Consider the following 17,731-nt stretch of genomic DNA (forward strand, 5'->3'; position numbering starts at 1 on the left):
CGCTTGCAGGAGAACGGCCATGAGCACTGTGATCGACCACGGTCATGCCGACCACGCCCACGGCCCCGCCAAAGGCTTGATGCGCTGGGTGCTGACCACCAACCACAAAGACATCGGCACCATGTACCTGTGGTTCGCCTTCACCATGTTCCTGCTCGGCGGCTCGTTCGCCATGGTGATCCGCGCCGAGTTGTTCCAGCCGGGCCTGCAGATCGTGCAGCCGGCGTTCTTCAACCAGATGACCACCATGCACGGGTTGATCATGGTATTCGGCGCGGTGATGCCGGCGTTTGTTGGCCTGGCCAACTGGATGATCCCGTTGATGATCGGCGCGCCGGACATGGCCCTGCCGCGCATGAACAATTTCAGCTTCTGGCTGTTGCCGGCGGCGTTCCTGTTGCTGGTGTCCACCTTGTTCACGCCCGGCGGCGGGCCGAATTTCGGCTGGACCTTCTACGCCCCGCTCTCCACCACTTATGCGCCGGAAAGCGTGACGTTCTTTATCTTTGCCATCCACCTGATGGGCATCAGTTCGATCATGGGCGCGATCAACGTGGTCGCCACCATCCTCAACCTGCGAGCGCCGGGCATGACCCTGATGAAAATGCCGCTGTTCGTGTGGACCTGGCTGATCACCGCATTCCTGCTGATCGCGGTGATGCCGGTACTGGCGGGCTGCGTGACCATGATGCTGATGGACATTCACTTTGGCACCAGCTTCTTCAGTGCGGCCGGTGGTGGTGATCCGGTGCTGTTCCAGCACGTGTTCTGGTTCTTCGGGCATCCCGAGGTGTACATCATGATCCTGCCGGCCTTTGGCGCCGTCAGCTCGATCATCCCCACCTTCTCGCGCAAGCCGCTGTTCGGTTACACCTCGATGGTCTACGCCACCGCGAGCATCGCGTTCCTGTCGTTCATCGTGTGGGCGCACCACATGTTCGTGGTGGGCATTCCGCTGGTGGGTGAGCTGTTCTTCATGTACGCCACCCTGCTGATTGCCGTGCCCACGGGCGTGAAGGTGTTCAACTGGGTCAGCACCATGTGGCAAGGCTCACTGACGTTCGAGACGCCGATGTTGTTTGCGGTGGCCTTTGTGATCCTGTTCACCATCGGCGGCTTCTCCGGGCTGATGCTGGCGATTGCCCCGGCGGACTTCCAGTACCACGACACCTACTTTGTGGTGGCGCATTTCCATTACGTACTGGTGCCGGGCGCGATCTTCGGGATCTTCGCTTCGGCCTACTACTGGCTGCCGAAATGGACCGGCCACATGTACGACGAAACCTTGGGCAAGCTGCACTTCTGGTTGTCTTTCGTGGGCATGAACATGGCGTTCTTCCCCATGCACTTTGTGGGGCTGGCCGGTATGCCGCGCCGAGTGCCGGACTACAACCTGCAGTTCGCTGACTTCAATATGGTCTCGTCCATTGGTGCCTTCATGTTTGGCGCCACGCAGATCTTCTTCCTGTTCATTGTCATCAAGTGCATCCGTGGCGGCCCGCCTGCGCCGGCCAAGCCGTGGGATGGCGCCGAGGGCCTGGAATGGAGCGTGCCCTCACCCGCGCCGTATCACACCTTCACCACGCCGCCGGAGGTCAAATGAAGCCCTCCCTATACTCCCCCTGTGGGAGCGGGCTTGCCCGCGATGGCGCTAGGTCAGGCGCTGAATCTACCAGCCCTCAGGCCCTCATCGCAGGCAAGCCAGCTCCCACAGAAAGTCCAAAGCCAGGTGGGCGCCATGGCTGACTCCGTCCCGCTCAAGCGCCTGGTCACCCGCCTGCTGATCCTAGTGCTGGCGATGTTCGCCTTTGGCTTCGCCCTGGTGCCGATCTACGACGTGATGTGCAAGGCGTTCGGCATCAACGGCAAGACCGCCGGGCAGTACGAGGGTGAGCAAATGGTTGACCCCTCGCGCCAGGTGCGGGTGCAGTTTCTGTCCACCAACGCCATCGACATGGTCTGGGAATTCCACTCCAAGGCCGATGAGATTGTGGTCAACCCCGGTGCAGTCAACGAGATGCTGTTCGTGGCCTACAACCCCACCGATAAGCCGATGACCGCCCAGGCGATACCCAGCATTTCCCCGGCCGAAGCGGCGATGTACTTCCACAAGACCGAATGCTTCTGCTTCACCCAGCAAGTGTTGCAGCCCGGTGAGCGCATTGAGATGCCCGTACGTTTCATCGTCGACCGCGCGATGCCCAAGGATGTGAAGCATTTGACCCTGGCGTACACGCTGTTCGATATCACTGCGCGCCAGCCGCCCGTGGCCGTCAGGACCGGGGGCTAGCTACTGTTTGCCCCCTCAATCAGGAGAGCGAATACATGTCGACTCATGATACGTACTACGTACCAACGCAAAGCAAATGGCCAATAATTGCCACGATTGGCCTGCTGGTCACCGTGTATGGCCTGGCCGTGTGGTTCAACGACTTGAAGGCCGCGCGCCCTGAATCCCACGGGCCGTGGATCTTTTTCGTCGGCGGTTTGCTGCTGGCCTACATGCTGTTTGGCTGGTTTGGCGCAGTGATCAAGGAAAGTCGTGCTGGGCTGTACAGCGCCCAGATGGACCGCTCGTTCCGCTGGGGCATGACCTGGTTCATCTTTTCGGAGGTGATGTTCTTCATCGCCTTTTTTGGTGCGCTGTTCTACGTGCGTGTCTGGGCCGGGCCTTGGTTGGCGGGCGAGGGGCCCAAGGGCATTGCGCACATGCTGTGGCCGAACTTCGAGTTTGCCTGGCCCCTGCTGAACAACCCCGACCCCAAGCTCTACCCTGCGCCCAAAGGCACCATCAGCCCCTGGGGCCTGCCATTGGTGAACACCATCCTGCTGGTGAGTTCCAGCGTGACCATCACCATTGCCCACCATGCCCTGCGCAAAGGCCATCGTGGTGCGCTGAAACTCTGGCTGGCGATCACCGTGCTGCTGGGCTTGGCGTTTCTTGGGTTCCAGGCCGAGGAATACATCCACGCCTACAAAGAGTTGGGCCTTACCTTGGGTTCGGGGGTGTACGGCGCGACGTTCTTCATGCTCACGGGCTTTCACGGCGCCCACGTGACCATCGGCACCATCATTCTGTTTGTGATGCTGATGCGTATCCTGCGCGGGCATTTCAATGCCGAGCACCAGTTCGGTTTTGAGGCGGCCAGTTGGTATTGGCACTTTGTGGACGTGGTGTGGATCGGGCTGTTTTTCTTTGTCTATGTGCTCTGACGCCGCTTACCACGGCGCATGAGAGACCAATTGGCCGCTGAAAAAGCCCCAGGCGATCAAGCCCACGGTGATCACGGCCAGGGTGACACGCACGGTCAAGGCAGTGACGAGGCGGTTGGAGTTGCCCTCGTCCTTGACCAGGAAGAACAAGCCACTGAACAGGCTCACCACGGTCGCGATCAGCATCAGGGCAATGGCGGCTTTGAGCATGGTCTGGCTCCGGGCTAATTGGGGAGGGGCGATGAGATCGAGTATAGCCAGTGCCATGCAACGCTTTCGTCCGGGCATCGCGCCGACGCTGGTGGTACTGGTGTTGCTGCCGTTGATGGTGGGCCTGGGGTTTTGGCAATTGTCCCGCGGGCACGAAAAGCAACTGTTGGTAGACCGTTATGCCGAGCGCCGCGCCGCCGAGCCGGTCAGCAGTGCGCAACTTAATGACATGGCTGATCCAGCCTTCCGTCGTGTTCACCTTCGCGGGCAACTGGATGGTGAACACAGCGTATTGCTGGATAACCGCATGCGTGACGGCAAGGCCGGTGTCGAGTTGCTGCAACCCTTTCATGATCAGGCCAGCGGCCTGTGGCTGTTGCTCAATCGCGGCTGGCTGCCTTGGCCGGACCGGCGTATCGCGCCCGCCTTTACTACTCCTGAACAGACGCTGAACCTCGACGCCTGGGTGTACGTCGCCCCAGGCGAGACCTTCCAACTGCATGCCGACCCGGCCAGCACGCAATGGCCGCGCCTGCTTACCGCACTGCACCCCGCCGCCCTGTGGGACGAACTGGGGCGCAGCGGTTTTGACTATGAACTGCGCGCCGAAGCGGGCCCCGGTACCTACGAAACCAGCTGGCCCGTCGTCGCCATGGGCCCGGAAAAACACCTGGCCTACGCTGTGCAATGGTTCGCCATGGCCATGGCGTTGCTGGCGCTTTACCTCTACCTCGGATGGCATAACAAAAAGGAGAAGCCCCATGGGAGCGGCCATGAATCCACCCAGCACATCTGACACGCCTGATCGGCGCAAGGGGCGCTGGCAGCTGATTTTGATCCTGATGATGGTGATCGGCCCGATGGTGCTGGCCACCTTCATGTACAAATTGCAGTTCTGGGTGCCGGACAGCCGCAGCTATCACGGCGAACTGATTGGCAACGGCCAGACCCGCGCCGACATCGGCGTGCAGGCCGATGAACAGCGCTGGCAACTGCTGGTCACCGCCCCCACCGCCTGTGCTGCCAATTGCCAGCAACTGGTCTACCTGGCGCGCCAGCTGCAGATCAGCCTTGGCCGTGATGCATCCCGTGCCAGCCATGCCCTGGCGGGTGCGCAACCGTTGAGCGGCGAATACGAGGCCAAGCTCAAAGCCGAATATCCACAGCTGCAGCGCTACCCGCTGGATGTGTCGTCCTTTACCAGGAACGCTGCCGCGCCCGGCGATGCGCAACTGTGGATCGTCGACCCCCACGGCAATCTGGTGCTGCGCTACGACGCCAAGGTCAAGGGCAAGGACTTGCTCAACGATCTGCGCTTGCTGCTGAAACTGTCGAACATCGGATAAGGGCACCCTCATGGCCAAGCCTGGATTTCGCCTCGCGCTGTTTGCCACGTTACTGGCGTTGTTTGTCGTGCTGCTCGGTGCCTATACCCGCCTGACCCACGCCGGCCTCGGCTGTCCGGACTGGCCGGGCTGCTATGGCTTTATCAGCGTGCCGCAAAGCGAAGCCCAACTGGCCCATGCCGAGTTGCACTTTCCCGACACGCCGGTGGAGGCCGACAAAGGCTGGGCCGAGATGACCCATCGCTACTTCGCGGGCAGCCTGGGCCTGTTGATCGCGCTGCTGGCGGCGCGTTCGTGGCGTCATCGACGCGATCCGGGCCAGCCGGTGAAGCTGCCGCTGTTCCTGCTGGCGGTGGTGTTCGCCCAAGCGGCGTTTGGCATGTGGACCGTGACCTTGAAGCTCTGGCCGCAAGTGGTCACAGGGCATCTTTTGGGCGGCTTTGCGACCTTGAGCCTGCTGTTTCTGCTGACCCTGCGGCTGTCCGGCGTATTGCCGGCGCTGGTCGTGCCCAAGCGCCTGCAATATTGGGCGACGGCGGGCCTGGTGCTGGTGATCGGGCAGATCGCCCTGGGCGGCTGGGTCAGTTCCAACTACGCGGCGGTGGCCTGTGTCGATTTGCCCACCTGTCATGGCCAATGGTGGCCGACGGCAGACTTCGCCAATGGTTTTCACCTGACCCAGCACATCGGCCCCAATTACCTGGGGGGCCAGCTCGACAGCGAAGCGCGCACTGCCATCCACCTGACGCATCGCATCGGCGCCGTGCTGGTCACGCTCGTGCTGCTCGGTTTGGCCTGGCAACTGCGAGCAGTAGGGATGACGCGCCTGGCCGGCCTGCTGTTGATCGCCCTGGCTGCGCAGATCTGCCTGGGGGTGAGCAATGTGGCGTTCGGCCTGCCGCTGCCGGTGGCGGTCGCGCACAACGCTGGCGGGGCAACGTTGTTGATGACGCTGGTGCTGGTCAATTATCACGCGCGCACCAGCCTGGTTCGGGTGCGTCACCCGCGGCTGTTCGGCTGGCGTTTTATCCCGCGCAAACAGGTGTCGGGCCTTATCACCCTTAAAGGAGAGCTGCCATGGCGACCGTGATCGGCGCACGTCGCGACCGGGCGATCTGGCGTGACTATTTGGAGCTGACCAAGCCCAAAGTAGTGGTGCTGATGCTGATTACTTCGCTGGTGGGCATGTTCCTTGCCACCCGCGCCGGGGTGCCCTGGACAGTGCTGGTGTTCGGCAACCTCGGCATTGCCCTGTGTGCCGGCGGCGCGGCGGCGGTCAATCATGTAGTGGATCGACGGATTGATGCCGTGATGGCGCGCACTCACAAGCGGCCGATGGCTGAGGGGCGTGTCTCGCCGATGGCGGCGTTAGCGTTTGCGTTGTTCCTGGCGATTGCAGGATTGGCCCTGCTGCTGGCGTTCACCAACCCGCTGGCGGCCTGGTTGACCTTGGCTTCGCTGCTGGGTTATGCGGTGATCTACACCGGCTTTCTCAAGCGAGCGACGCCGCAGAATATTGTCATCGGCGGTCTGGCCGGTGCGGCGCCGCCGCTGCTGGGTTGGGTGGCTGTCACTGGGCATGTGAGTGCCGAGCCCTTGCTGCTGGTGCTGATCATCTTCGCCTGGACTCCGCCACACTTCTGGGCCCTGGCTATTCACCGCAAAGAGGAATACGCCATGGCCGACATCCCGATGCTGCCGGTCACCCATGGCGAGCACTACACCAAGGTGCATATCCTGCTGTACACCTTCGCCCTGCTGGCGGTGAGCCTGATGCCCTACGTTATCCACATGAGCGGGCTGCTCTACTTGGGCTTTGCGCTGGTATTGGGTGCGCGCTTTCTGCAATGGGCCTGGGTGTTGTACCGTGGCAGCCAGCCGCACGCGGCGATCAACACGTTCAAGTACTCTATCTGGTACTTGCTGCTGCTGTTTATCGCCCTGCTCGTAGACCACTACTTATTGTTGAACCTATGACTCGAACTCAAAAAACCGTCTTCATCCTCGTGGCCCTGGTGGCGTTGATTATGGGCCTGACCGTCAACAAAGTGCTCTCGGGCAAAGGCCAGGGCGATCCCACTGCGCTGATCGACGCTGGCATCATTCTGCTGCCGCAAAGCCGCCAGTTGCCAGCGGTGGCCATGACCGACCAGGAAGGCCAGCCGGTGGTGGTCAATGAGTTGAAGGGCAAGTGGAGCCTGCTGTTTTTCGGTTACACCTTCTGCCCGGATATCTGCCCGACCACCCTCGCCCAGCTTCGCCAGATCAAGAGCGAACTGCCCAAAGAGGCTGTGGATAAGTTGCAGGTGATCCTGGTGAGCGTCGATCCGAACCGCGATACCCCGGCGCAGCTCAAGCAGTACCTGGGTTACTTCGACCCACAGTTCCAAGGCCTGACTGGCGCGAATGTGGAGGATGTACAGAAGGTTTCGAATGCGGTGAGCATTCCCTTCATTCCGGCGGATACCAGCAAGCCGAACTACACCGTCGACCACAGCGGTAACCTGGCACTGATCGGCCCGGATGGTACTCAGCGTGGGTTTATTCGTGCGCCATTGAACAACCAGAAGCTGGTGGCGCAGTTGCCGGGGTTGCTTCAGCGCAAGTGAGCACCTGATGATCGTTCCAACGCTCTGCGTGGGAATGCAGTTAGGGACGCTCTGCGTCCCCAAGCGTGACGCAGAGCGTCACAAGAGGCGTTCCCACGCGGAGCGTGGGAACGATCAGATCAGGAGAAATCAGAACGCCGGTTTGATCGCGCCTTTGTACTTCTCTTCGATGAATTTCTTCACTTCAGGCGTGTGCAGAGCTGCGACCAGCTTCTTCACCGCGTCCGCATCCTTGTTGTCTTGGCGGGTTACCAGGATGTTCACGTAAGGCGAATCGCTGCCTTCGATCACCAGGGCATCCTTGGATGGGTCCAGCTTGGCTTCCAGGGCGTAGTTGGTGTTGATCAGCGCCAGATCGACCTGGGTCAGCACGCGCGGCAAGGTGGCGGCTTCCAGTTCGCGGAATTTCAGGTTTTTATCGTTGCCGGTGATGTCCTTGATGGTCGACAGGATGTTGGTCGGGTCCTTCAGGATGATCAGGCCGTTCTTGGCCAGCAGCAACAGCGCACGGCCGCCGTTGGTGGCGTCGTTCGGGATCACCACGTTGGCGCCGTCAGGCAGGTCGGCCAGTTTTTTGTACTTGCTGGAGTAAGCGCCCAGAGGTTCCAGGTGCACAGCGCCGACGCTCACTAGGTGAGTGCCTTTGGCTTTGTTGAATTCATCCAGGTACGGCTGGTGCTGGAAGAAGTTGGCATCCAGGCGCTTTTCAGCCACCTGTACGTTCGGCTGCACATAGTCGGTGAAGACTTTGACCTTCAGGTCCACGCCTTCTTTGGCCAGGGCAGGCTTCACGAATTCGAGGATTTCGGCGTGAGGCACCGGCGAAGCAGCGACCGTAATAGTCTCGGCGTGGGCGGAAAACGCAGCCACGGCGGCGAAAGCAACCAGTAGTTTTTTCATCCAGCAAGCTCCTTGTTCGGGCATCTGCCGGCTGCACGCCGGCAATGGCCGTTATTTACGAGAAAAGTGCACCACCAGCCGGTCGCCGACGGTTTGCAGAATTTGCACCAGAATCAACAGCATCACCACAGTGACCACCATCACATCGGTCTGGAAGCGCTGGTAGCCAAAACGGATTGCCAGGTCGCCCAGGCCGCCAGCACCGACCACACCAGCCATCGCGGTGTAGGAAACCAGTGTAATAGCCGTCACCGTAATCGCCGCGAAGATGCCAGGGCGGGCCTCGGGCAATAGGGCATTGGTGATGATCTGGCGGGTGGTGGCGCCCATGGCCTGGGTGGCTTCGATGATGCCACGGTCCACTTCGCGCAGTGCGGTTTCCACCAGGCGCGCAAAGAATGGCGTAGCGCCGACGACCAACGGTGGGATCGCACCGGCAACACCCAGCGACGTGCCGGTGATCAGTACCGTGAACGGAATCATCACGATCAACAGGATGATGAACGGCAGCGAGCGCAAGATATTCACGATCAGCGACAACAGCGCGTACAGGCCTTTTTGTTCGAATAGCTGGCGCGGGCTGGTCAGGAACAACAGCACGCCCAGGGGCAGCCCCAGTAGCACGGTGAAGAACAGCGAGCCGAACAGCATGGTCATGGTGTCGCCGGTGGCGAGCCAGATTTCAGACCAGTCGATATTGGCGAAGAAACTCAGGAAAACGTCCATCAGCGCAGGACCTCCATGTGAACGTCGGCGGCGGTGAAGCGTGCGAACGCGGCTTCCATGTCACCGCCGGTGACGGCGAGGGTCAGTTGCCCGTAAGGGATGTCTTTGATGCGGTCGATACGACCGGCAAGAATGCTGTAGTCCACACCGGTTTCCCGTGCGACGGTACCCAGCAGTGGCGCGTAGGTCGCGTCCCCTTGGAACGTCAGGCGCACGATACGGCCTGGCACATGGGCAAAGTCGTCGCGCTGCTCGCCTTCGTCCACCTGTTCGGCTTCTTGTACGAAGCGCTTGGTGGTCGGGTGCTTGGGGTGCAGGAACACGTCGGCCACCGAGCCTTGCTCGACGATTACCCCGGCGTCCATGACGGCTACCTGGTCGCATACGCGGCGGATCACGTCCATTTCATGGGTGATCAACACGATGGTCAGGTTCAACTCGCGGTTGATCTCGGCCAGCAGTTGCAGGACCGACGCCGTGGTTTGCGGGTCGAGGGCGCTGGTGGCTTCGTCACAAAGCAGGATTTTTGGCTTGGTCGCCAGGGCTCGGGCGATGCCGACGCGCTGTTTCTGGCCGCCGGACAACTGCGCCGGGTACTTCTTGGCGTGGTCCGACAAGCCGACGCGGGCGAGCAGCTCAGCCACACGCTGGTCGATTTCCTTGCGCGACAGTTCACCGGCGAGCGTCAGCGGCAGCGCGACGTTGTCGGCCACGGTCTTGGACGCCAGCAAGTTGAAGTGCTGGAAGATCATCCCGACCTGCTGGCGAAAGCGCCGCAGGCCGTTGGCGTCCAGCGCAGTGACTTCTTCGCCATCCACCTTGATCTGGCCGCCACTGGGCTCTTCCAGACGGTTGATCAGGCGCAACAGGGTGCTTTTACCGGCACCCGAGTGGCCAATCAGGCCAAACACCTGGCCGTTCTCGACGCGCAGGCTGGTGGGGTGCAGGGCGGGGATATCCTTACCGGCGACGCGGTAGGTTTTATGGACGTTTTGAAACTCGATCACGTAGCGAACCTTGTGGGGCGCATTGAAAAGGGATCAGCGGTTAGCCGGGCGCGCATTTTAGCCTGTCCGTATAGCGTTTCTTAGCATTTATTTCGTATTCATCCAGTCATTTGGCAATAACGCGATCAAAGGTCATAAAAAAGGAACGGTGCAAAACCAAGTCAGTCACTACTTAAGCAACTCGATTTCCCAGGTGCCGTGCCTGGGGTTTTGCTCAAACGAGCCGGGGACCGCTCTGGCCACTTTGAATAAGGAGTTTTGACTGATGAGTACCAAGAAGCCAGCCACCCCGCCGAAGAGTGAACTCGCGGGCACTGATACCCTGGACCGTGGCAACACCAACGCCAAGCTGCAGGCGTTGGAAGAATTCCGTTCCGACGCGACCGGCCAGGCCCTGCGCACCAACCAGGGCGTGAAGATTTCCGACAACCAAAACAGCCTGAAAGTCGGCGCCCGCGGCCCTTCGCTGCTGGAAGACTTCATCATGCGTGAAAAGATCACGCACTTTGACCATGAGCGTATCCCCGAGCGCATCGTGCATGCCCGTGGTACGGGGGCCCATGGCTATTTCCAGAGTTACGGCGACCATTCGGCGCTGACCAAGGCAGGTTTCCTGCGCACGCCTGAGCATAAGACCCCGGTGTTCGCACGTTTTTCCACGGTGCAGGGCCCGCGTGGTTCCGGCGACACCGTGCGTGACGTGCGCGGTTTTGCCGTGAAGTTCTTCACCGACGAAGGCAACTTCGACCTGGTGGGCAACAACATGCCGGTGTTCTTCATCCAGGATGCGATCAAATTTCCTGACTTCGTCCACGCGGTGAAACCCGAGCCTCATAACGAGATTCCTACCGGAGGTTCGGCCCACGATACGTTCTGGGACTTTGTCTCGCTGCAACCGGAATCCGCGCACATGGTGATCTGGGCCATGTCCGACCGCGCCATTCCAAAAAGCTTGCGCGCCATGCAGGGCTTTGGGGTGCACACCTTCCGTTTGATCAATACCGAAGGTAAGTCCAGCTTCGTGAAATTCCACTGGCGCCCAAAAGTCGGCACCTGCTCGCTAGTATGGGATGAGGCGCAAAAGCTGGCCGGTAAAGATACGGACTACCACCGTCGTGACCTGTGGGAAGCGATTGAAAGCGGCGATTACCCCGAGTGGGAGCTGGGCGTACAGATCGTGGCCGAAGAAGACGAGCACAAGTTTGATTTCGACTTGCTCGACCCGACCAAGATCATTCCAGAAGAACTGGTACCGATCACGCCGCTGGGCAAAATGGTGCTCAACCGTAACCCGGACAACTTCTTCGCTGAAGTCGAGCAGGTTGCGTTCTGCCCGGGCCACATCGTGCCGGGCATCGATTTTACCAACGACCCATTGCTGCAGGGCCGGCTGTTTTCCTACACCGATACCCAGATCAGCCGACTGGGCGGGCCGAACTTTCATGAGATTCCAATCAACCGGCCTGTCGTGCCTTTCCATAACGGCCAGCGCGACGCTCAGCATCGCACCGTGATTGATAAGGGGCGTGCGTCCTACGAGCCAAACTCTATTGATGGTGGTTGGCCGAAAGAAACCCCTGCCGGTCCTACCGATGGTGGCTTTGAGTCCTACTACGAGCGCGTCGATGCCAACAAAGTGCGTGAGCGCAGCGAATCCTTCGGTGACCATTTCTCCCAGGCGACGCTGTTCTACAACAGCATGAGCCACCACGAGAAAGAGCACATCATCGCGGCCTATAGCTTCGAACTGGGCAAGGTGGAGCGCGAATTCATCCGTGCGCGCCAGGTCAACGAGATTCTGGCCAATATCGACTTGGAGCTGGCCAAGCGCGTTGCGCAGAACCTGGGCTTGCCGGCGCCGACCAAGGGCACCGTGCCAGCCCGTGAAACGTCGTTGAAAGAATCGCCTGCCTTGAGCCAGGTGAACTTGCTGTCGGGCAATATCAAAACGCGCAAAGTGGCGATTCTGGCAGCCAACGGCGTTGATGGTGCGGCCATTGACGCGTTAAAAGCCGCGCTGGAAGCTGAAGGCGCCCATGCCAAGTTGCTGGGGCCTACTTCGGCGCCGGTGACCACCGCGCAGGGCAAGACGCTGCCGGTCGACGCCTCGATGGAAGGCATGCCGTCCATTGCCTTCGACGCAGTGTTTATCCCGGGTGGCAAAGAGTCCGTGAAGGCGCTGAGCGGTGATGGCGTGGCGTTGCATTACGTACTGGAAGCCTACAAACACCTGAAGGCGATTGCGGTAGCCAGCGATGTGAAGCCGTTGCTGGACCTGCTGAAACTGGAGGAGGATGCGGGGTTGATCGTGGGCGCGGATGCCAAGGCGTTCAAGGCCTTCTTTGCGGCCATTGCCCAGCATCGAGTGTGGGAGCGTGAGCCGAAATCCAAGGCGATTCCGGCTTAACTTATCGGTTGTTTGTTAGATCGTCATCGCAGGCAAGCCAGCTCTCACACTGTTCAAATGTGGGAGCTGGCTTGCCTGCGATGCTTTTAGTCCGCCTTGCGCGGAATCAGCACAACCTGCGCCGGAATATGTTTCAGGATTTGCCGGTGAATCTTCAGGTCATACCCCGAATCAATTCGCTTCACCCGCTTGGTCAATAACGTGGCCAGCCACGGGTAATCCTGGGTGCGTGGCACCTGAATGCTGACATCGCACTGGTAATTCACCACGTCGGTGGCGATGGCGTCCAACTGATGGCGCATGTCTTCGACATCCGCGAGGTTCAGTGCCACGGTGGTGCTCGGCGCTGCCGGGTCGATGACCTTGGCCGCAGGCTTGGCTTCAGCGGCTTTCAACGCGGCCTCTGCCTGGTCCAATTCGGCTTTGCGCGCATGGCTGATGGCGCTGTTGACGCCACCGGTCAGCGCAGGGGCCTTGGGCATCAAAGCGCGGGCACGGCTCAGGGCCGTGGCGGCCGCGTTGACGTCGCCTTTTTGCAGCACGATCTGGCTGCGCTGCAGGTAGGCTTCGGCCAATTGACGCTGGTAGGCCTCAAGTGCCGGGTCGTTGGGCGATTGGGCCTGCAATGCAGCCAGTTGGTCTTCGGCGGTGGCCAATTCGCTGCTGGCCAGGTTTTGTTCCAGCTGCGCGATGGCCGCAGCCCGCGGATCCGGAGCCTGGGGGGCAGCGGGCGGCGTACTTTGGCAGGCGCCCAGCAGCAGTGAAAATGCGGCAAGGAGCAGATAACGGGAGGTGAACGGCTTCATTCCTGCGACTCTCTATTTGCGCAAAAAGCGAGCAAGTCTACACCCCTCGGCGGGGCAGGACAAAACTCAGCAGAAACAGGGCGGCCGCCGTAACCACAATCGACGGCCCGGCCGGTGTGTCCTTGAACCAGGACAGCGCCAGGCCACCACACACTGCAAGCATCCCCAGGAGGCTGGCGCCAATTGCCATCTGCTCCGGAGAGCGAGCGTGGCGCTGGGCAGCGGCGGCTGGAATGATCAGCAGCGACGTGATCAACAATACGCCGACAATCTTCATCGCGACAGCAATCACCACGGCGATGAGCAACATCAAGGCCATACGCAGGCCTGCGACGGGCAAGCCTTCTACCTTGGCCAGTTCTTCATGCACGGTGATCGCCAGCAACGGGCGCCACAGGGCCACCAGCAACACCAGCACCGCAGCGCTGCCGCCGAGGATCCAGGCCAGGTCGGTCGGGCTGATCGCCAGCAGGTCACCGAACAGGTAGGCCATCAGGTCGATGCGCACTTCATGCATGAAGCTCAGCACCACCAGGCCCAGGGACAAGGTGCTGGGTGCGAGGATGCCCAGCAGGGTGTCGGAGGCCAGTGGCTGGCGTTGCTGCAGGGTCACCAGCAGCACGGCTAGCAGCAGGCAGCCGACGGTCACGGCGATGGCCGGGCTTACATCCAGCAGAAAGCCCATGGCCACGCCCAGCAAGGCGGCATGGGACAAGGTGTCGCCGAAATAGGCCATGCGTCGCCACACCACGAACGAGCCCAATGGGCCCGCCACCAGTGCCAAAGCCAAGCCTGCCAGCAGGGCGTAGAGCAGAAAATCAGCCATGCTTGCAGCTATCTCCATGAACGTGGGGGGTATCGACGACGGCGCCATGCAGGTCATGGGCGTGGTCATGGTGGTGATGGTAGATCGCCAGGCTCTGGGCGTTCTTGCCGAACAGCTCCACGAACGCCGGGTCGCCACTGACCTGTTCGGGGTGGCCGGAGCAGCACACGTGGCGGTTGAGGCAGACCACTTGGTCGGTGGTGCTCATGACCAGGTGCAAGTCGTGGGAGACCATCAGCACGCCGCAACCATGGCGGTCGCGCAGGCGGGTGATCAGGCTGTACAGCTCGGCCTGGCCGGCGACATCGACACCTTGCACGGGTTCATCGAGTACCAGCAGCTCGGGCTCGCGCAGCAAGGCGCGGGCCAGCAGCACGCGCTGCATTTCGCCGCCGGAAATACTTTGCACCGGGTTGTCGATGACGTGTTCGGCGCCGACTTCCTTAAGCGCGGCCTGGGCGCGGGCGCGGTCTACGCCAGGCACCAGGCGCAGGAAGCGCAATACGGAGAGCGGCAATGTCGGGTCCACATGCAGCTTTTGCGGCATATAGCCCACGCGCAGCTTGGGCTTGCGCCAAACCGTGCCGCTGTGGGGCTTGAGCAGCCCGAGCACGGCGCGCACCAAGGTGGTCTTGCCAGCGCCGTTGGGGCCGATCAGGGTGACGATTTGCCCCGGTTCCACGCTCAGTGCGATGTTCTCCAGCACGTTTTGCCCGGCGAACGTGACCCCGACCTGCTCCAGGCGGATTAACGCTTTGCTCATTAAACCCCCTGGCAGCCTGCGCACAGGCCGACCACTTCGACCGTTTGCCCTTCGACCTTGAAGCCGACGTCGGCAGAGCTTTTGATAATGGCGTCGCTGATGCTTTTTTGTTCAAGCTCAATGGCGGCGTGGCACTCGCGGCAGATCAGGAACTGGCCCTGATGCGCGTGCTCCGGGTGGTTGCAACCGACAAAGGCGTTAAGCGAGGCGATACGGTGCACCAGGCCGTTTTCCAGCAGGAAATCCAACGCACGGTAAACGGTGGGCGGCGCGGCGCGGCGGCCGTCCTGCTCGCTGAGGACGCCGAGAATGTCGTACGCGCCCAAAGGCTTGTGGCTTTGCCACACCAGCTCCAGCACCCGGCGACGCAAGGCGGTCAGGCGCAAGCCTTTCTTTGCGCACAGGGTGTCGGCCTCTGACAATGCGGTGTGCACGCAGTGAGAGTGGTCGTGGGGACGGCTGGCAAGCGGTGTTTTAGGCATGAGCGGCGACAGATATTTGATAGAGACGTTATTATGTTACCCGTTCCTACGCCATCGAGTGGTCATCGTGTCCCGACTTTTTCCCGTTTTTGTCGTATTTGTCACCAGTTTGTTCGTTGCCGGTGCCGCTCAGGCGGAGGTCAAGGTGCTGACGAGCATCAAGCCCTTGCAACTGATTGCCGCTGCCGTGCAGGACGGCGTGGCTGTTCCAGAGGTATTGCTGCCGCCGGGGGCGTCGCCGCATAACTTCGCTTTGCGCCCATCCGACGTACGGCGTGTGCAGTCGGTGGACCTGCTGTACTGGATCGGGCCGGACATGGAAACGTTTTTGCCGCGTGTGCTCAAAGGCCGTACGGCGCCAACGGTGGCCGTGCAAGACCTACCAGGCATGAAACTGCGCGTCTTCGGCGAAGATAGCCACTCTCATGCCGATGAAGCCGACGAACATGATCACGATCACCGCCCAGGCAGTGTGGATGCGCACCTGTGGCTGTCCACGGTCAATGCACGTGTGATCGCCGCTCGGATGGCGGCCGATCTGAGCGCTGCCGACCCAGCCAATGCCGAGCGTTATCAGAGCAATGCGAAGGCCTTCGAAGAACGCCTGAACGCGCTGGATGCGCGCCTGAAGCAGCGTTTGGCGGGCGTTGATGGCAAACCTTATTTCGTGTTCCACGAAGCCTTTGATTACTTCGAAGAGGCGTACGGTTTGAAGCATGCTGGCGTGTTCAGCGTGGCCGCCGAAGTGCAGCCGGGCGCGCAGCACGTAGCGGCGATGCGCGCTCGTTTGCAGGAAGTGGGCAAGACTTGCGTGTTCAGCGAGCCGCCGTTGCGACCTCGCTTGGCCGAAACCCTGGTGGCCGGGTTGCCGGTGAAGTTGGCGGAATTGGATGCATTGGGTGGCTATACGCCAGCTACCGCGCAGGGTTATGAGCAGGTACTGGAAAAGCTTGGCAATGACCTGGCCGGTTGCCTGGAGTCGCTCTAACACGCAACACAAAACCCCTGTGGGAGTGGGCTTGCCCGCGATAGCGCAGTGTCAGTCGATACTGCTATTGCAGGCAAGCCAGCTCCCACATTGACCGAATCGGTCTTTTAAAGGGCGAACGGCAGGTGGACCGTGACCTGCTGACGCTGCGCCAGGCGATGCTCGAACTCAGCCGGGTCGTGAATCAACACATCCTGCCCGGCAAATGACTCGGCCGCGATCAGCCGGGACAGCCAGAACCGTACGCACGCCACGCGCAGCATGGTCGGCCATAGCTCGGCTTCCTTCGCGGTAAACGCTCGTAGCCCCGCGTAAGCGCCCAGCAGCGCCCGGGCACGGTGACCGTCAATCACGCCATCGGCATCCGAGCACCAGTCATTCAAGGCGATGGCCACGTCGTAGAGCATCGGCCCCGAACAGGCGTTGTAGAAGTCGATCAGGCCTGTCAGGTGCGTGCCTTCAAACATCGCGTTATCGCGAAACAGATCGGCGTGCACATTCGCCCGCGGCAGGCCGAGGATGTCGGCCTTGTGGGCGTCGATCTCGGCCAGCGCATCGCGCAACAGGCGTTGCTGGGCCTCGTTCAGGTGCGAAATGAGTTGCGCGCCCTCGCAGAGCATCCACTCCAGGCCGCGGTCGGTCTTGCGTTCAAGTACCTTTTCGCCCTGGGTGGCCAAGTGCAGGTGGCCGAGCAGTTCGCCAACCTGGGTGCAATGCTGTGCATTGGCCTCCTTGATGTGCTTGCCCGCCAGGCGCGGTTGCAGCAAGGCCGGTTTGCCCTTGAGTTCGCGCAAAGCGATGCCGTCGGTGGTACGCAGGGCGTACGGCACAGGCAGGTCGGCGTCGTGGAGCACGTCGAGCAGTTCGATGAAGAACGGCATTTCTGCCACCGGGCCACGCTCAACCAGGGTCAGGACGAACTCGCCCTGCTCCAGGCTGATAAAGAAATTGGTGTTTTCGCTGCCGGCGGCAATCCCCTGGAAATCAAGCAGGCGGCCGAGCCCATAAGGGGCGAGAAAGGTTTCCAGCTCAGGCCGAGCCAGGGGGGTGAACACAGACATGGTTAAAACTGCCGTTACGGGCGCTGCGGTGGGCAGCGCCGGTTAAAATTAAGAAATCATTTCCATTCGAAGATCTTCCATGACGGGATCAGCATATCCGGCTGGTCAGAGCGGATGAAGTTCGCGTCGGTGCCGTCCGCACGTACCAGAAAGTACGGTGGTGCACCCTTCGGGGTGACCTTGATCGCGTACAGAAAGCCGTTTTGGCGGTATTCCTGGATGGTTTTGTCGCCTTCCGTGCGAATGGTAACTTCCGGATCACCTCCAGGGGCACTGTCTGCCGCCATGGCAGCCATCGGAGCGAGTGCAATCAAACCGGTCAACAGCAGGCGATTGAATGTACGCATGATAACCTTGTCCCTTTGTTTTCATTGGTCCGGCTATTCT

Annotated in this window: 20 protein-coding genes; 10 read left to right on the forward strand and 10 right to left on the reverse strand. The window is 60.9% G+C overall.

Annotated features, from left to right (window positions below; genetic code table 11):
* The first annotated feature begins 19 nt into the window (after nt 1-19).
* The 3 genes from ctaD to HBO10_RS08950 all read left to right on the forward strand — a co-directional run bounded on the left by ctaD (nt 20) and on the right by HBO10_RS08950 (nt 3,213).
* On the forward strand, nt 20-1,603 hold the full coding sequence (ctaD, locus tag HBO10_RS08940) for a cytochrome c oxidase subunit I (protein ID WP_003187339.1): 1,584 nt from the start codon (nt 20-22) through the stop codon (nt 1,601-1,603).
* A gap of 135 nt (nt 1,604-1,738) precedes the next feature.
* Nucleotides 1,739-2,290: a cytochrome c oxidase assembly protein gene (locus HBO10_RS08945; RefSeq protein WP_003187340.1), complete on the forward strand. Its 552-nt coding sequence runs from the start codon at nt 1,739-1,741 to the stop codon at nt 2,288-2,290.
* 35 nt (nt 2,291-2,325) lie between these two features.
* Nucleotides 2,326-3,213, forward strand: coding sequence for a cytochrome c oxidase subunit 3 (locus HBO10_RS08950; protein WP_034129223.1), 888 nt, complete (start codon nt 2,326-2,328; stop codon nt 3,211-3,213).
* Between the two features lie 6 nt (nt 3,214-3,219).
* On the opposite strand, the gene HBO10_RS08955 is transcribed toward HBO10_RS08950, so the two are convergent.
* Nucleotides 3,220-3,423, reverse strand: coding sequence for a twin transmembrane helix small protein (locus HBO10_RS08955; RefSeq protein WP_003187345.1), 204 nt, complete (start codon nt 3,421-3,423; stop codon nt 3,220-3,222).
* 31 nt (nt 3,424-3,454) lie between these two features.
* On the opposite strand from HBO10_RS08955, the gene HBO10_RS08960 reads away from it, so the two are divergent.
* From HBO10_RS08960 to HBO10_RS08980, 5 genes are read left to right on the forward strand one after another with little or no spacing between them, the layout of a single operon-like run.
* Nucleotides 3,455-4,219, forward strand: coding sequence for an SURF1 family protein (locus HBO10_RS08960; protein ID WP_034129224.1), 765 nt, complete (start codon nt 3,455-3,457; stop codon nt 4,217-4,219).
* Nucleotides 4,185-4,769: a hypothetical protein gene (locus tag HBO10_RS08965; RefSeq protein WP_034129225.1), complete on the forward strand. Its 585-nt coding sequence runs from the start codon at nt 4,185-4,187 to the stop codon at nt 4,767-4,769. Before HBO10_RS08960 ends, HBO10_RS08965 begins: the two co-directional genes overlap by 35 nt.
* Nucleotides 4,770-4,779: 10 nt before the next feature.
* A complete protein-coding gene (locus HBO10_RS08970; protein WP_034129226.1) occupies nt 4,780-5,859 on the forward strand; it encodes a COX15/CtaA family protein in 1,080 nt (359 codons plus the stop codon).
* The gene (gene cyoE / locus HBO10_RS08975) at nt 5,847-6,746 is read left to right on the forward strand and encodes a heme o synthase (protein ID WP_034129227.1); all 900 of its coding nucleotides are present in this window, start codon (nt 5,847-5,849) and stop codon (nt 6,744-6,746) included. Before HBO10_RS08970 ends, cyoE begins: the two co-directional genes overlap by 13 nt.
* Nucleotides 6,743-7,378 carry an SCO family protein gene (locus HBO10_RS08980; protein ID WP_034129228.1) on the forward strand — a complete coding sequence of 212 codons (636 nt, stop codon included), beginning with the start codon at nt 6,743-6,745 and terminating at the stop codon, nt 7,376-7,378. The genes cyoE and HBO10_RS08980 overlap by 4 nt, the downstream gene beginning before the upstream one ends.
* 129 nt (nt 7,379-7,507) lie before the next feature.
* Here HBO10_RS08980 and HBO10_RS08985 read toward each other — a convergent pair whose 3' ends face one another.
* Genes HBO10_RS08985 through HBO10_RS08995 form a run of 3 tightly spaced genes read right to left on the reverse strand, consistent with a single transcriptional unit; the run spans nt 7,508 to nt 10,011 of the window.
* On the reverse strand, nt 7,508-8,278 hold the full coding sequence (locus HBO10_RS08985; protein WP_034129229.1) for a MetQ/NlpA family ABC transporter substrate-binding protein: 771 nt from the start codon (nt 8,276-8,278) through the stop codon (nt 7,508-7,510).
* Nucleotides 8,279-8,329: 51 nt separating this feature from the next.
* Nucleotides 8,330-9,004, reverse strand: a complete 675-nt coding sequence (locus tag HBO10_RS08990; protein ID WP_003187354.1) for a methionine ABC transporter permease — start codon at nt 9,002-9,004, stop codon at nt 8,330-8,332.
* Nucleotides 9,004-10,011, reverse strand: a complete 1,008-nt coding sequence (locus tag HBO10_RS08995) for a methionine ABC transporter ATP-binding protein (protein ID WP_034129230.1) — start codon at nt 10,009-10,011, stop codon at nt 9,004-9,006. Before HBO10_RS08995 ends, HBO10_RS08990 begins: the two co-directional genes overlap by 1 nt.
* A 265-nt stretch (nt 10,012-10,276) precedes the next feature.
* On the opposite strand from HBO10_RS08995, the gene katE reads away from it, so the two are divergent.
* Nucleotides 10,277-12,418, forward strand: a complete 2,142-nt coding sequence (gene katE, locus HBO10_RS09000) for a catalase HPII (RefSeq protein WP_034129231.1) — start codon at nt 10,277-10,279, stop codon at nt 12,416-12,418.
* 86 nt (nt 12,419-12,504) lie between these two features.
* On the opposite strand, the gene HBO10_RS09005 is transcribed toward katE, so the two are convergent.
* Genes HBO10_RS09005 through HBO10_RS09020 form a run of 4 tightly spaced genes read right to left on the reverse strand, consistent with a single transcriptional unit; the run spans nt 12,505 to nt 15,307 of the window.
* Nucleotides 12,505-13,224, reverse strand: coding sequence for a PA5502 family lipoprotein (locus tag HBO10_RS09005; protein WP_014716334.1), 720 nt, complete (start codon nt 13,222-13,224; stop codon nt 12,505-12,507).
* Nucleotides 13,225-13,261: 37 nt separating this feature from the next.
* Nucleotides 13,262-14,050 (reverse strand): zinc ABC transporter permease subunit ZnuB, encoded by a 789-nt coding sequence (gene znuB, locus HBO10_RS09010; RefSeq protein WP_034129232.1) that lies wholly within the window; start codon nt 14,048-14,050, stop codon nt 13,262-13,264.
* Nucleotides 14,043-14,813, reverse strand: coding sequence for a zinc ABC transporter ATP-binding protein ZnuC (znuC, locus tag HBO10_RS09015; RefSeq protein ID WP_034129233.1), 771 nt, complete (start codon nt 14,811-14,813; stop codon nt 14,043-14,045). Before znuC ends, znuB begins: the two co-directional genes overlap by 8 nt.
* The gene (locus HBO10_RS09020; protein ID WP_169921969.1) at nt 14,813-15,307 is read right to left on the reverse strand and encodes a Fur family transcriptional regulator; all 495 of its coding nucleotides are present in this window, start codon (nt 15,305-15,307) and stop codon (nt 14,813-14,815) included. The genes znuC and HBO10_RS09020 overlap by 1 nt, the downstream gene beginning before the upstream one ends.
* A 46-nt stretch (nt 15,308-15,353) precedes the next feature.
* Here HBO10_RS09020 and HBO10_RS09025 point away from each other — a divergent pair, with 46 nt between their 5' ends.
* Entirely contained in the window at nt 15,354-16,283 is a 930-nt protein-coding gene (locus tag HBO10_RS09025) for a zinc ABC transporter substrate-binding protein (RefSeq protein WP_034129234.1), read from the forward strand.
* A 107-nt stretch (nt 16,284-16,390) separates the two neighbouring features.
* On the opposite strand, the gene HBO10_RS09030 is transcribed toward HBO10_RS09025, so the two are convergent.
* Entirely contained in the window at nt 16,391-17,344 is a 954-nt protein-coding gene (locus HBO10_RS09030) for a homoserine kinase (RefSeq protein WP_034129235.1), read from the reverse strand.
* Between the two features lie 56 nt (nt 17,345-17,400).
* Nucleotides 17,401-17,691, reverse strand: coding sequence for a DUF2782 domain-containing protein (locus tag HBO10_RS09035; protein WP_016978788.1), 291 nt, complete (start codon nt 17,689-17,691; stop codon nt 17,401-17,403).
* Nucleotides 17,692-17,731 lie beyond the last annotated feature (40 nt).

The organism is Pseudomonas sp. WS 5503 (assembly GCF_012985385.1).
Taxonomy (GTDB): domain Bacteria; phylum Pseudomonadota; class Gammaproteobacteria; order Pseudomonadales; family Pseudomonadaceae; genus Aquipseudomonas; species Aquipseudomonas paracarnis.

Bases quoted from the DNA above. Each gene is read 5' to 3' on its own strand.
- ctaD (WP_003187339.1), top strand. From the start codon at position 20: ATGAGCACTGTGATCGACCACGGTCATGCCGACCACGCCCACGGCCCC.
- HBO10_RS08945 (WP_003187340.1), top strand. From the start codon at position 1,739: ATGGCTGACTCCGTCCCGCTCAAGCGCCTGGTCACCCGCCTGCTGATC.
- HBO10_RS08950 (WP_034129223.1), top strand. From the start codon at position 2,326: ATGTCGACTCATGATACGTACTACGTACCAACGCAAAGCAAATGGCCA.
- HBO10_RS08955 (WP_003187345.1), bottom strand. From the start codon at position 3,423: ATGCTCAAAGCCGCCATTGCCCTGATGCTGATCGCGACCGTGGTGAGC.
- HBO10_RS08960 (WP_034129224.1), top strand. From the start codon at position 3,455: ATGAGATCGAGTATAGCCAGTGCCATGCAACGCTTTCGTCCGGGCATC.
- HBO10_RS08965 (WP_034129225.1), top strand. From the start codon at position 4,185: ATGGGAGCGGCCATGAATCCACCCAGCACATCTGACACGCCTGATCGG.
- HBO10_RS08970 (WP_034129226.1), top strand. From the start codon at position 4,780: ATGGCCAAGCCTGGATTTCGCCTCGCGCTGTTTGCCACGTTACTGGCG.
- cyoE (WP_034129227.1), top strand. From the start codon at position 5,847: ATGGCGACCGTGATCGGCGCACGTCGCGACCGGGCGATCTGGCGTGAC.
- HBO10_RS08980 (WP_034129228.1), top strand. From the start codon at position 6,743: ATGACTCGAACTCAAAAAACCGTCTTCATCCTCGTGGCCCTGGTGGCG.
- HBO10_RS08985 (WP_034129229.1), bottom strand. From the start codon at position 8,278: ATGAAAAAACTACTGGTTGCTTTCGCCGCCGTGGCTGCGTTTTCCGCC.
- HBO10_RS08990 (WP_003187354.1), bottom strand. From the start codon at position 9,004: ATGGACGTTTTCCTGAGTTTCTTCGCCAATATCGACTGGTCTGAAATC.
- katE (WP_034129231.1), top strand. From the start codon at position 10,277: ATGAGTACCAAGAAGCCAGCCACCCCGCCGAAGAGTGAACTCGCGGGC.
- HBO10_RS09005 (WP_014716334.1), bottom strand. From the start codon at position 13,224: ATGAAGCCGTTCACCTCCCGTTATCTGCTCCTTGCCGCATTTTCACTG.
- znuB (WP_034129232.1), bottom strand. From the start codon at position 14,050: ATGGCTGATTTTCTGCTCTACGCCCTGCTGGCAGGCTTGGCTTTGGCA.
- znuC (WP_034129233.1), bottom strand. From the start codon at position 14,813: ATGAGCAAAGCGTTAATCCGCCTGGAGCAGGTCGGGGTCACGTTCGCC.
- HBO10_RS09030 (WP_034129235.1), bottom strand. From the start codon at position 17,344: ATGTCTGTGTTCACCCCCCTGGCTCGGCCTGAGCTGGAAACCTTTCTC.
- HBO10_RS09035 (WP_016978788.1), bottom strand. From the start codon at position 17,691: ATGCGTACATTCAATCGCCTGCTGTTGACCGGTTTGATTGCACTCGCT.